We start from the raw sequence: 13,862 nt of genomic DNA, 5'->3' as shown, positions 1-13,862 counted from the left end.
ACATGATTATCAAACCCAAAATTCGTGGATTCATTTGTACCACCACTCATCCCGTTGGTTGTGAAGCTAACGTCCAAGAACAAATTGCCTTGACCAAAGCCAAAGGCAAAATCGCCAACGGCCCTAAAAAAGTGCTTGTTGTTGGTTCATCCAGTGGTTACGGCCTGTCTTCTCGTATTGCCGCCGCTTTTGGTAGCGATGCAGCCACAATTGGCGTGTTCTTCGAAAAACCAGGTACCGAAGCTAAACCTGGTACTGCAGGTTGGTACAACTCAGCCGCCTTTGATAAGTTTGCTAAGGCTGAAGGCTTATATTCTAAAAGCATTAACTGCGATGCCTTTAGCCATGAAGCAAAGCAAAAAGTCATTGAGCTAATCAAACAAGACTTAGGTCAAGTGGATATGGTGGTGTATTCATTAGCATCGCCAGTACGTAAACTGCCTGATTCTGGCGAGCTGGTGCGCTCTGCGCTCAAACCGATTGGTGAGACTTACACTGCAACAGCCGTAGACACCAATAAAGACTGCATTATTGAAGCCACAGTAGAACCTGCAACAGAACAAGAAATTGCCGATACAGTTACTGTAATGGGCGGCCAAGATTGGGAATTGTGGATTAACGCGCTCGCTGAAGCTGGCGTATTGAGCGACAACTGTAAAACCGTTGCTTATAGCTACATTGGTACTGAACTAACTTGGCCAATTTACTGGCATGGCGCACTAGGTAAAGCCAAAATGGACTTAGACCGTGCTGCAAAAGCCTTAAACGACAAGCTTTCAGTAACAGGCGGTAGCGCCAACGTTGCCGTGCTTAAGAGCGTTGTAACTCAAGCCAGTTCTGCGATACCGGTGATGCCACTGTATATTGCGATGGTGTTTAAGAAAATGCGCCAAGAAGGCCTGCATGAAGGCTGTATGGAACAAATCTATCGCATGTTCAGCGAGCGTCTGTTCCGTGCCGATGGTGCAAAACCTGAAACTGACAGCGACAACCGTCTACGTCTAGACGATTGGGAATTGCGTGAAGACATTCAGCAACACTGCCGTGATTTGTGGCCTCAGGTGACGACAGAGAATCTGTCAGAGCTGACCGATTATCAAGAATATAAAGCCGAGTTTATCAAGTTATTTGGCTTTGGTATCGAAGGCATCAACTATGACGCTGATGTAAACCCCTACGTTGAGTTCGATGTGATTGAGCTTTAATTAATTAACTAGGGCGTGTTGACGTTTCGAGATTAAATTTTGTTCGTTCTGGCAAGTTCGTGCTCGCGAAACGAGGAATGATGTGTAGTTATTCTACTCAAATGACGAGTGACAAAGAGCAAGGGCTTGCCAGACGAACCCTTCGGGCAGCATTTGGCTGGTTTTTCTGCCGCGTTATCGTCCGTTTATGTAGAATAACTACACTGCACGGACTTTGCCTTGCATAAAAGCCAGCCAAATTGCTGCAAAAATAACCCTGAAACGTCAACACGCCCTAATTAAATAATTAATTTAAAACGCCACCTCAAGTGGCGTTTTTATTTGCCGAAAATGGCTGTCAATAGGTTAAACTAGCATAGCCATTCAACACTACTAAGGACAAAGAATGAAGATCAGTGCACGTAACACGCTAAGTGGCAAAATTACCGCGATTGAAATTGGCTCAGTAAACAATGAAGTCACCATCGAGTTAGCACCAGGCGTGGTATTAACCTCTGTCGTCACAAAAGCTTCCTGTGAGCGTTTAAACTTAAAGGTGGGAGATTCTGCCTACGCGCTGATAAAAGCCAGCAGTGTAATGATTGGCGTTGATGATTAAACCCATAATGATTATCTCTGCTGCTTGCTAAACAAACATCATTAAGCAATTCATTGTAGAGACAAATAGAAAGGCCAAGTGAATACTTGGCCTTTTTTTTATATTTTTAGTAACAAAACCATCATGTTAATGCACTACTAAGGGATAACTGAGCGTCATCCCTCTATTCTTAACCTTCTACAGGATAGAGCACTTTCGCATTTGCTTTAAGTGACTCAATCAAACCACGGTAATCCGCTTCGCTGTATTGTGCATTTAAGCGTTGTTTAAGCGCATTGACTAATTCATCACTAACAGAATCAGCCGCATTGACTTTATCCAGAGCTACCACAGCGTAACCGTTTGCTAAACCAACAGTACCTACTACTGGTGCAGCACTCGGTGTTGGCATTTGGAAGGCTTTACCCACAATAGCAGCATCGACATCTTGTGCACCACGACCCAACTTAGTCTTAGCGGTTAAGCTCACATCAGCTGCGCCTGCTTTGACTTGTGCCATTAACTCTTCAGCTTTAGCACGTGCCGCTTCGTTTGCTTGTTCTTGCTTTAAACGCTCCGCAATATCCGCTTTCACTTCTGCTAATGGCATAGTACCGGCATCGTGATGTTCTTTCATGCGAATAACCACTACATGATTAGGCTCAAGCTCAATCACTTCACTGTTTAGCCCTTGACGCATCACTGGGTCTGAAAATGCTGCTTTAACGACATCGGGCTTATTCAGCGCTGCTGGCACATCATCACGTGAAAATAGCGGTGTTGTCTTGATCTCAACACCAACCACTTTCGCGGTTTCGGCTAAAGTATCAGGTACTTCGTAGCTGGTATCGGCCAATTTGCTTTGCAGGCTATAGAATTGATCTACCGCTTTTTTCTCTTGCAACTGAGCAAAAATCTTCGTTTTGACATCAGCAAATGGCACTGTGGTACCAGGCTGAATGTCCAACAGTTTAATGATATGGAAACCAAAATCAGTTTTCACTACACCTGAATGCTGACCTTTTTGCAATGCAAAAAGTGCAGTATCGAATGTTGGGTCCATTACACCGGGTTCAAACCAGTCTAATTTACCGCCTTGCTCTGCACTCAAGGTATCTTCAGAGTTCGCTTTGGCTAACGCAGCAAAATCAGCACCGTTATCGAGTTGCTTAGCTAAATCTTCCGCTTTGGCTTTCGCGGCCGCCTCATCACTACCAAGAGCAATTAAGATATGCGCAGCTAAACGTTTTTCGTTAGAAACGTATTGGGCTTTATGCTCATCATAGTAAGTCTGCGCTTCTTCATCAGTCACTTTACTGTCTTTGGCAAAATCCGCCGCATTTAATTCAACATACTCTAAGCTCACCTTCTCTGGGCTCATAAATTGCCCTTGGTTAGCGTCATAGTAACTTTTCACTTGCTCATCGGTTACAGATGCCTTGGCTAAGAATGGCGCAGAATCAACGACCAAATAACGAATGTCACGAGTTTGACCTTGCAGCTCTGCTAGCTGTTTTGCTTCACCGGGTAAAACAAATTCAGTTCCAACCAAAGCAGCCGTTAGCTGACGACGAGTCATATCTACGCGCATCATGCTTCTGAAGGTTTGTGGTTGATAACCTAACTGGCGCAAAATGGCTTGATAACGCTCGTTATCAAATTTACCGTCAGTTTGGAAAGCGGGTTCGGATTTAATCGCCTCAATAATTTGCTCGTCAGAAACGCGCAGCCCCATCGCAGCGGCAGCTTGATCGATCAGTTTGTCGGCCACTAAACGTTCGAGTACGCTCTGCTTAATGCTTTCTAGGTATCTTTCGTCAGCAGATAACGCAGCAAACATTTCACCCAGTTGTTGTTCCATACGAGCACGTTCGCTCTGATAGGCTTGTTCTAACTCGGCTTTAGTGATCTTATCACCGTTGACTTCTGCAGCAGGGACTTCGGAGGTTGAGCCTAAATAGCTACTCACGCCTGCAAATGCAAAAGATAAAATCACAAGTACGAGAATGCCTTTAGCAATCACGCCTTGCGAACCATCGCGGATCTTTTCTAACATCAGATATCTCGCTCGTTGCGATTAACAAAATAAAAAGGCGCATCACGTTGAGATGCGCCTTTCTGTAATTTATAGGGATTATTCAGACGCTACCACTGGTAAGTGCTAAAACCCCGAGTAATGGTAGAAATTTACCTTCAAAATCCATTACTTTCAATTCGTAAAAAGCACTGTTTTAACAGTGCTTATCATTACGAACGCCTTACAAAGGCTACGATATCAAAAATTAATTGACAGCGTCTTTCAGAGCTTTACCAGCTTTGAATGCTGGAATTTTTGCTGCTGCGATTTTGATTTCTTCACCCGTTTGTGGGTTGCGACCAGTACGCTCAGCACGCTCACGCACTTCAAAAGTACCAAAACCAACAAGAGAAATTTTATCGCCTTCTTTCAGACCTTCGGTCACAGCCGCGATAAAAGAATCCAGTGCACGGCCGGCAGCGGCTTTAGAAATGTCAGCACCAGAAGCGATTTTCTCGATTAGTTCAGATTTGTTCATGTCATCCCCTTGAATGTAATTTTTTTGCGCCGCAACCAAATCCGTCTCTAGAGCGGTCTGCGGAGGCTTTTATAACAAGCTTGAATTCAAAGTTCAAGCTGAGTTCGAAAACCAAAGAAATAAAACTGGATACAGCTCAAAGCCAGTTGCGCCAAGGGCTTGGAGCAGCTGGCTCTCCACAGACCTAGGCTACCACAGGTCTGCGCTTTGTTAAGCCCCTTTTTTCATTTTTTTTAACGTGATAGCGCAATTTCTTGCGTTATGCCAAGTTTTTAACCACTTCGAAGCCTTGAACCGGTCTTTCAAGTGCCAGTTTTAACACTTCGTCGACCCAGCGCACGGGACGAATTTCCAAATCGGCAATCACATTGGCAGGAATTTCTTCCAAATCACGCTCGTTTTCTTTTGGAATAAGCACCAATTTTATGCCGCCGCGGTGTGCCGCCAGCAGTTTTTCTTTTAAACCACCGATAGGTAACACTTCACCGCGCAAGGTAATTTCACCCGTCATCGCCACGTCGCTACGCACAGGGTTACCAGTGAGGCTTGAAACGAGCGCAGTACACATGGCCGCCCCCGCCGATGGACCATCTTTTGGCGTCGCGCCTTCTGGTACGTGCACGTGGATATCCCGCTTCTCATAAAAGTCGCCATTGATACCCAATTGCTCAGCACGGGCACGCACGACCGTCATCGCCGCTTGAATCGACTCTTGCATCACATCGCCAAGGGAGCCTGTATAAGTTAACTTGCCCTTACCAGGCACAGACGTCGCTTCAATGGTCAGCAAATCACCGCCAACCTCAGTCCAAGCAAGACCTGTCACTTGACCGATTTGGTTATTTGATTCTGCTTTACCATAGTCAAAACGCTGCACACCAAGGAAAGACTTGAGGTTTTCCGCTGTCACAGTCACTGACTTGACGGATTTATCGAGCAGGATCATCTTCACGACCTTGCGGCAAATCTTCGACAATTCTCGCTCGAGTGAACGTACGCCCGCCTCGCGAGTGTAGTAGCGAATAATACCGACAATTGCACTGTCATCGACTTTAATTTCAGAGGCTTTTAAGCCGTTACGCTCGATTTGTTTCGTCAGTAGATGCTGCTTAGCGATATTTAGCTTCTCGTCTTCGGTGTAACCCGACAGACGGATCACTTCCATACGGTCTAAAAGTGGCCCAGGAATGTTCATCGAATTAGAGGTCGCCACGAACATCACATCGGATAAGTCGTAGTCGACTTCGAGATAATGGTCGTTAAACGTCGCGTTTTGCTCAGGATCAAGCACTTCTAACAGTGCAGATGCTGGGTCACCACGCATGTCCGAACTCATTTTGTCGATTTCATCCAGCAGGAATAAGGGGTTTTTCACGCCCACTTTGGCCATTTTTTGGATGACTTTACCTGGCATAGAGCCAATGTAAGTACGGCGGTGACCACGGATTTCCGCTTCATCACGCACGCCACCTAAGGCAACACGCACATACTTACGACCAGTCGCCTTGGCAATTGATTGACCCAATGAGGTTTTACCCACACCAGGAGGTCCAACTAAACACAGGATTGGCCCCTTAAGTTGACGCACACGGCTTTGAACCGCGAGATATTCCAGAATGCGATCTTTGACTTTCTCTAAACCATAATGGTCGGTATCGAGCACTTCTTGGGCTTTAGCCAAATCGCGTTTGATTTTAGAGCGTTGGCTCCAAGGCACAGACGTCATCCAATCCACGTAGCTACGAACCACAGTCGCTTCGGCAGACATCGGTGACATCATGCGTAATTTGTTCAGCTCAGCGACGGCCTTTTCTTTGGCATCACTTGGCATGTTGGCTTCTTCAATCTTACGATTTAAGACTTCAAATTCGTCATGGCCTTCATCTAAGTCACCCAATTCTTTTTGGATGGCTTTCATTTGCTCGTTGAGATAGTACTCACGTTGGCTTTTTTCCATCTGCTTTTTAACGCGGGTGCGGATGCGTTTCTCAACCTGTAGCAGGTCGATTTCCGACTCCATCATCGCCATTAGATATTCCAGACGCTCGCCAATATTAGTCATCTCAAGGACAGATTGTTTATCCTCAAGCTTTAGCGGCATATGGGCAGCCATAGTATCGGCAAGGCGCGCGGCTTCATCGATACCAGAAAGTGAGGTTAATACCTCCGGCGGGATCTTCTTATTCAGCTTGATATAGCCTTCAAATTGACCAATCGCACTGCGAACAAGGACTTCTTCTTCTTTATCTTCTAAAGGCTCCGATTCGAGATACTCGGCCTTTGCCACAAAGAAATCGGCTTCCTGGGTGTAACGGGTAATACGGGCTCGGCGACCCCCCTCTACCAGTACTTTTACTGTACCGTCGGGCAGTTTAAGCAGTTGCAGAATAGATGCCACGGTACCGACTTCAAAGATGTCGTCTTTGGTTGGCTCATCTAACTCAGCATCACGCTGAGCCACTAAAATAATTTGCTTATCCTGGGCCATTGCCGTTTCGAGACAACGAATCGATTTTTCTCGGCCAACGAACAACGGAATTACCATATGGGGATAGACCACCACGTCTCTCAGTGGTAGCACGGGGAGTTCGATATGCGCTTCACGCTCTAAGGTCATAGTTCGATTCCGTTTTAATAAAAGGGATTAGTTAAGGAGTATATTGGGGCGGTTTATGCCCTTTCAATGGTCAATACGAAAAAAGGAGTCCATTGGACTCCTTGATTTTCAGTTTATTAGTGTTCTGTACAATTATTGCTCGCCAGAGGCAACCTGTGTTTCGTTGCGCTCGTAAATCAGAATGGGCGCAGACTCACCATTGACAACAGACTCATCAACTACCGCTTTTACAACGCCATCAATCGAAGGGATATCATACATAGTATCGAGTAAAATACCTTCTACGATTGAACGTAAGCCACGTGCTCCGGTTTTGCGTGACATTGCCTTATGAGCAATGGCTTTAAGCGCATCTTCGCGGAACTCAAGCTCAACACCCTCCATCTCAAAAAGCGCGTTGTATTGTTTCGTTAAGGCATTTTTAGGTTCAGACAAAATTTGCACTAGGGCTTCTTCATCTAACTCTGTTAGCGTAGCAACCACAGGAAGACGGCCGATAAATTCAGGGATCAAGCCATATTTAACTAAATCGCCCGGCTCAACTTGAGACAGGGTTTCAGATATCGTTGCCTTATCCTTTTCACCTTTCACCTGCGCACCGAAACCGATACCAGAGCCAACGTGGGCACGCTGCTCAATCACCTTTTCAAGGCCCGCAAATGCACCACCACAGATAAATAGGATCTTAGAAGTATCAACCTGTAAGAACTCTTGCTGTGGATGTTTGCGACCACCTTGTGGCGGAACCGCGGCAACCGTACCTTCGATGAGCTTTAACAGCGCTTGCTGCACGCCTTCACCCGATACGTCACGGGTTATCGAAGGGTTATCCGATTTACGGCTGATTTTGTCGATTTCGTCGATATACACGATACCACGTTGTGCTTTTTCAACATCGTAATCGCATTTTTGCAATAGCTTTTGAATGATGTTTTCAACGTCTTCACCCACATAACCAGCCTCGGTCAGTGTTGTGGCATCCGCCATGGTAAAAGGCACATTCAATGAGCGCGCAAGCGTTTCGGCCAGAAGGGTTTTACCACTACCCGTTGGACCAATAAGCAAAATGTTACTTTTGCCTAATTCAACACCATCTTTTGGAGATGAATTTTTCAGGCGCTTATAGTGATTGTATACCGCAACAGAAAGCACTTTTTTAGCTCTGTCCTGACCAATCACATAATCGTCTAAATGCGCGCGCAACTCGTGTGGCGTTGGCAATTTGTCATTATCACGCTTGGGAGAGATTTCTTTAATCTCTTCACGAATGATGTCGTTACATAGTTCTACACATTCGTCGCATACATATACTGATGGGCCTGCAATCAGTTTTCTGACTTCATGCTGGCTCTTACCGCAAAAAGAGCAGTACAGCAACTTACCGCTGTCACCATTATTTTTGTTGTCGCCCATTAATTACCTCATTTGCAGTCTGCTCTACTGCTTATTTTAAACCTGTTCACTGTCAACTCAGCTTTACTTTACAGAGCATAGCCCAGTCGAAAGTAAAAATCAGCCGCGTTTAGTCATCACTGCGTCAACTAAACCATATTCTACAGCTTGAGTAGCACTCATGAAGTTGTCACGATCGGTATCACGCTCAATTACTTCGAGGGGTTGTCCAGTATGATCAGCTAACATCTGGTTCAGTTTATTCTTAATGCCCAAAATCTCTTGAGCATGAATCGCGATATCAGAAGCCTGACCTTGGAAACCACCCAAAGGTTGATGGATCATAACGCGCGAATTAGGTAAGCAGAAACGCTTGCCCTTTTCACCACCCGCTAATAAAAATGCACCCATGCTAGCCGCTTGGCCAATACACACAGTGCTCACATTAGGCTTAATAAACTGCATGGTGTCGTAAATTGCCATACCCGCGGTAACAGAGCCACCAGGTGAGTTGATATATAAGAAAATATCTTTATCAGGGCTTTCTGACTCAAGGAATAGTAACTGCGCCACAATCAGATTCGCCATATGCTCTTCTACTTGGCCCACTAAAAAGATAATCCGCTCTTTTAACAAACGAGAATAAATATCAAATGAGCGTTCACCTTTAGCAGTCTGTTCGATCACCATAGGCACTAAAGCACTTTGTATATCTGACGCATTATGCATTATTCATTTCCCTAAATAAAAATGGCTCGCATGAGGAGCCTCATACGAGCCATTATAAATGGCGAACTGCTAATCAAGTCAAGCTTAGCTTATGCGCGACCTGTAGCCTTGTTCATAAATTCTTCAAAAGCGACTGTTTTTTCGGTCACTTTTGCGGTTTTAAGCAGTGCTTCAACAGCTTGCTCTTCAAGCGCAACGTTGCGCATGTTTTGCATCAGTTCTTTGTTGCTGTTGTAATAAGCAATCACTTCACTTGGATCTTCGTAAGCAGAAGCCATAGAGGCAATTAAACCTTGTACACGCTCATCTTCTGCTTTCAGCTCATTAGTCTTGATAACTTCGCCTAATAACAGACCGATTTTCACGCGACGAGCTGCTTGCTCAGTGAATAATTCAGCTGGCAGTTCAGGCATGTTAGCAGTTTGACCGCCGAAACGTTGCATCGCTTGTTGACGCAATACGTTAACTTCACCATCAATTAGTGCTTTTGGCAGTTCGATGTCGTTGTTAGCTAATAAACCTGCGATCACTTGCTCTTTCACGTTAGCTTTTAACGCTTGCTCAAGTTCACGGTTCATGTTCTTACGAATTTCGGTTTTCAGTGCTTCTAAGCCACCTTCAGTGATACCGAATAATGCAGCAAACTCATCGTTTACTTCTGGTAAGTTAGCCGCTAACACTTCAGTTAAGGTGATAGCAAACTTAGCAGCTTTACCTTTTAAGTTTTCAGCGTGGTATTCCTCAGGGAAAGTCACGTCGATAACGAATTCTTCACCCGCTTTGTGACCTAAGATACCCGCTTCAAAACCAGGGATCATACGACCGCTGCCTAATTGCAGTTCGAAATCTTCAGCTTTACCGCCTTCGAATTCAACACCGTCAACTGAGCCCACAAAGTTCATTTTCACTTTGTCGCCATCAACCGCTTCACGCTCAACCGCTGCAAAAGTGGCATGTTGCTTGCGCAGCGTTTCAATCATGCTGTCCACATCAGCATCCGTCACTGACGCTTTTGGCTGTTCAACTACGATTGCATCTAAACCTTTCAACTCAACTTCTGGGTAGATTTCGAAAGTTGCAACGAATTCAAATTTTTCGCCGTCAGTCGCACCAGGTACAAAAGTCGGTGCACCGGCTGGGTTTAATTTCTCTGCGATGATCGCTTCGATAAAGTTACGTTGCATCACTTCACCAGTGATGTCTTGACGAATAGCTGCGCCATAACGTTTGTTGATGACAGTAACAGGCACTTTGCCAGGACGGAAACCCGGAATACGAGCACGCTTAGCTTCACGTTGTAAACTGTCTTTAACCAGTTTTTCAATTTGTTCAGCAGGAACAGAAATGGTCAGGCGACGCTCTAGGCCTTGGGTTGCTTCAACAGAAACTTGCATTGTTTTACCTCGAAATTTGTCTAACGTCCTTTGTAATAGTCGAATCTTCAACTATTCAGGTATTCGTTTCTTGATCATTAAATTTGACTACAATGCCCACCACTACTGGCTTTCGGCACCGGTCGCTGTTAGTTGATATCTATCAAGACGCGACATTATAGCCACCGTTTTGTATAGAGTCGAGCCTCAACGGCCGAATCTAGGGTATAAAAAAAGCGACCAGAGGTCGCTTTTTTTATTTTGTACTCAAAGTACTAAAAATGGGGTGACTGATGGGGCTCGAACCCACGACAACCGGAATCACAATCCGGGACTCTACCAACTGAGCTACAATCACCACTGAAACTGGTACGCCCGGCAGGATTCGAACCTGCGACCACCCGCTTAGAAGGCGGGTGCTCTATCCAACTGAGCTACGGGCGCATGGTCTACAGATTGCTCTGCATCCTAACCGGCGTTGGATAGCGTTTGGCTATCCATGTTATTCACTGACTATAGCAAATAACAATAAAGTGGTCGGTGATAGAGGATTCGAACCTCTGACCCTCTGGTCCCAAACCAGATGCGCTACCGGACTGCGCTAATCACCGAAGGTCTTACTATATTTGGCATTAACTCAGAGGGTTTCCTCTGGTCCGCTCTCATCCAAAATTTGGATGCGCTACCGGACTGTGCTAATCACCGAGTAATAAGTTTTCAATGCAAATCAACACATCTGCTTGAGAACGGAGCGCATCTTAGCCCCTCACTTTGCACCCGTCAACGATTTTTTTAACCGTTCACGCTAGATGCTGAATTATCAGTCGAATACGCTTTTATTTATCCATTTCACGACGGCATTTGCCATGACACATCCGCAACGCCCTGTTAAAATAGCCGCGATTGCCAATCTCTGTGTTAACAATTGTTTTCACCATCGCCCATATAAAGGATATCCTACACCCATGACAGCCCAAATAATCGACGGCAAGGCGATTGCTCAATCCATCCGCACACAACTTCGCGAACAAGTAACTGCCCGTAAAGAGGCTGGACAACGCGTACCAGGTTTAGCAGTCATTCTCGTTGGAGCCGACCCCGCCTCTCAGGTTTATGTTGGCAGTAAGCGTAAAGCCTGTGAAGAAGTGGGATTTATTTCTCGCTCCTATGATCTCGACACCAGCTGCAGTGAAGCTGAGCTCTTAGCACTGATTGATCAACTCAACGATGATCCAAGCATCGATGGGATATTAGTCCAGCTGCCGTTGCCTGCGCATATCGAAGACTCTAAAGTGATCGAGCGCATTCGCCCCGATAAAGATGTCGACGGTTTTCACCCTTATAACGTTGGCCGTTTAGCCCAGCGTATTCCTGTATTACGTTCATGCACCCCGATGGGGATCATGACCTTAATCAAATCAACGGGTGTTGATACCTATGGCTTAGATGCCGTTGTAGTAGGCGCATCGAACATCGTTGGCCGCCCCATGACACTGGAGCTACTACTTGCAGGATGCACCACAACGACTTGCCATCGCTTTACGAAAAATCTAGAACAAAAGATCCGTCAGGCCGATTTAGTTGTAGTAGCAGTGGGTAAACCCGGCTTTATCCCAGGTGAGTGGATTAAACCCGGCGCAATCGTTATCGATGTAGGTATCAACCGCTTAGAAAACGGCACCTTAGTGGGTGACGTGCAATATGAAACTGCAGCGCAAAACGCCAGCTTTATCACCCCAGTACCAGGTGGTGTCGGCCCTATGACCATTGCAAGTCTATTAGAAAACACCTTATATGCCGCTGAGCAATATCACGACTAGGTTCTAGGTTCTAGGTTCTAGGTTCTAGGTTCTAGGTTCTAGGTTCTAGGTTCTAGGTTCTAGGTTCTAGGTTCTAGGTTCTAGGTTCTAGGTTCCGCAAGTATAAAAAACCTGCATGACTGCAGGTTTTTTTATGACTAGAGTTTGTTGGTTTAAGAAATGTAGCTAGACGGCTTTATTTCTTACGCCAAGTAGTGCCACTTGGGCCATCCTCTAAGACCACACCAAGCTCATTTAAACGATTACGCGCCACGTCAGCCGCAGGCCAATCTTTTTCCGTACGAGCGCGGTTACGTTCAACGATCAAGGCTTCAATCTCCGCCACTTCATCGTCACTGCCCTCACCTTTAAAGAAGGCATCGGGAGATTGATGCAGTAAGCCTAGCACATCAGCAAGTTGTTTCATTGACACGGCTAATGCAGAAGCCTCTGCCATATCAGTGAGTTTCAGACGGTTGATCTCACGCACCATATCAAACAGCACTGAATAGGCTTCAGGGGTGTTAAAGTCATCGTCCATTGCCGCTTTAAACTTAGCCACAAACTCTTCCGCTGGCGCGGCCGCAACAGTCAGGTCGACATCTTTAATCGCAGTGTATAAACGCTCTAACGCCGCACGCGCTTGCTTGAGGTTTTCTTCAGAGTAGTTGATTTGGCTACGATAGTGACCCGATAGCAGGAAGTAACGTACGGTTTCAGCGTCGTAATGACTTAATACATCACGAATGGTGAAGAAGTTGCCTAAAGATTTAGACATCTTTTCGCGGTCGATCATCACCATGCCAGTGTGCATCCAATAATTCACATAAGGCGTGTCATGGGCGCAGCAAGACTGGGCAATTTCGTTCTCGTGGTGTGGAAACTGTAAATCAGAGCCACCACCGTGGATATCGAAATGCAAACCTAAGTGTTTGCTGTTCATCGCAGAACATTCGATATGCCAGCCTGGTCGACCCGGCCCCCATGGCGATTCCCATGTTGGCTCACCTGGTTTAGACATTTTCCACAGCACAAAATCCATTGGATTTTGCTTGTTATCGTCAACCTCAACCCGTGCACCAGCCTGTAATTGCTCCAGATTCTGGCCAGATAGGCGGCCGTATTCAGGGAAAGAAGCCACACTAAACAGCACATCGCCATCGGCAGCAACATAGGCATGGCCACGCGCAAGCAGACGCTCAACCATATCGATGATTTCAGCAATGTGCAGTGTGGCACGCGGCTCAAAATCAGGGCGTTTCATGTTCAGCGCATCGAAATCCTTGTGCATCTCACCAATCAAGCGATCGGTTAATGTGTTGCAATCTTCTTGATTTTCATTGGCGCGTTTGATGATTTTGTCATCAATGTCGGTGATGTTGCGCTGGAAATTCACTTCATAACCCGCGTAACGCAGGTAGCGAACGATCATATCGAAGGAAACAAAAGTACGCCCATGGCCAATATGACAGAGATCGTAAACGGTCACGCCACATACATACATCCCAACTTTTCCGGGATTAATTGGCTTAAATTCCTGTTTTTGGCGGGTAATACTGTTGTAAATCTTCAACATCGGTATTCTCTTCAAAGATAGATTCAAGTGTAAAATCAA

General features: G+C 45.8%; 10 protein-coding genes and 3 tRNA genes. 3 read left to right on the top strand and 10 right to left on the bottom strand.

Annotated features, from left to right (window positions below):
* Nucleotides 1-2 precede the first annotated feature (2 nt).
* A complete protein-coding gene (fabV, locus tag SO_RS08270; protein WP_011071921.1) occupies nt 3-1,205 on the top strand; it encodes an enoyl-ACP reductase FabV in 1,203 nt (400 codons plus the stop codon).
* Between the two features lie 385 nt (nt 1,206-1,590).
* Complete coding sequence (locus tag SO_RS08265) at nt 1,591-1,803, top strand: TOBE domain-containing protein (protein WP_011071920.1); 213 nt, start codon at nt 1,591-1,593, stop codon at nt 1,801-1,803.
* A 169-nt stretch (nt 1,804-1,972) separates the two neighbouring features.
* Here SO_RS08265 and ppiD read toward each other — a convergent pair whose 3' ends face one another.
* The 9 genes from ppiD to SO_RS08220 form a co-directional block, all read right to left on the bottom strand.
* Entirely contained in the window at nt 1,973-3,838 is a 1,866-nt protein-coding gene (gene ppiD, locus SO_RS08260) for a peptidylprolyl isomerase (RefSeq protein WP_011071919.1), read from the bottom strand.
* 226 nt (nt 3,839-4,064) lie between these two features.
* Nucleotides 4,065-4,352, bottom strand: coding sequence for a nucleoid-associated protein HU-beta (gene hupB, locus SO_RS08255; protein WP_255211589.1), 288 nt, complete (start codon nt 4,350-4,352; stop codon nt 4,065-4,067).
* A 244-nt stretch (nt 4,353-4,596) separates the two neighbouring features.
* A complete protein-coding gene (gene lon / locus SO_RS08250) occupies nt 4,597-6,954 on the bottom strand; it encodes an endopeptidase La (RefSeq protein WP_011071918.1) in 2,358 nt (785 codons plus the stop codon).
* Between the two features lie 132 nt (nt 6,955-7,086).
* The gene (clpX, locus tag SO_RS08245; RefSeq protein ID WP_011071917.1) at nt 7,087-8,367 is read right to left on the bottom strand and encodes an ATP-dependent protease ATP-binding subunit ClpX; all 1,281 of its coding nucleotides are present in this window, start codon (nt 8,365-8,367) and stop codon (nt 7,087-7,089) included.
* Between the two features lie 99 nt (nt 8,368-8,466).
* On the bottom strand, nt 8,467-9,075 hold the full coding sequence (gene clpP / locus SO_RS08240; RefSeq protein WP_011071916.1) for an ATP-dependent Clp endopeptidase proteolytic subunit ClpP: 609 nt from the start codon (nt 9,073-9,075) through the stop codon (nt 8,467-8,469).
* A gap of 89 nt (nt 9,076-9,164) precedes the next feature.
* Nucleotides 9,165-10,469, bottom strand: a complete 1,305-nt coding sequence (gene tig / locus SO_RS08235) for a trigger factor (protein WP_011071915.1) — start codon at nt 10,467-10,469, stop codon at nt 9,165-9,167.
* 261 nt (nt 10,470-10,730) lie between these two features.
* Nucleotides 10,731-10,806, bottom strand: a tRNA-His gene (locus SO_RS08230).
* A 9-nt stretch (nt 10,807-10,815) separates the two neighbouring features.
* Nucleotides 10,816-10,892 (bottom strand) — tRNA-Arg (locus SO_RS08225).
* Nucleotides 10,893-10,982: 90 nt separating this feature from the next.
* Nucleotides 10,983-11,059 (bottom strand) — tRNA-Pro (locus SO_RS08220).
* Between the two features lie 354 nt (nt 11,060-11,413).
* On the opposite strand from SO_RS08220, the gene folD reads away from it, so the two are divergent.
* Nucleotides 11,414-12,268, top strand: a complete 855-nt coding sequence (gene folD, locus SO_RS08215) for a bifunctional methylenetetrahydrofolate dehydrogenase/methenyltetrahydrofolate cyclohydrolase FolD (RefSeq protein ID WP_011071914.1) — start codon at nt 11,414-11,416, stop codon at nt 12,266-12,268.
* 175 nt (nt 12,269-12,443) lie between these two features.
* Here the strand turns inward: folD and cysS are convergent, their stop codons facing one another.
* Nucleotides 12,444-13,823, bottom strand: coding sequence for a cysteine--tRNA ligase (gene cysS / locus SO_RS08210; RefSeq protein ID WP_011071913.1), 1,380 nt, complete (start codon nt 13,821-13,823; stop codon nt 12,444-12,446).
* Nucleotides 13,824-13,862 lie beyond the last annotated feature (39 nt).

This window comes from Shewanella oneidensis MR-1 (assembly GCF_000146165.2).
Classification (GTDB): Bacteria; Pseudomonadota; Gammaproteobacteria; order Enterobacterales; family Shewanellaceae; genus Shewanella; species Shewanella oneidensis.
Note: the sequence above shows the minus strand (reverse complement) of the source record. Positions and strands in the feature narration are given on the sequence as shown.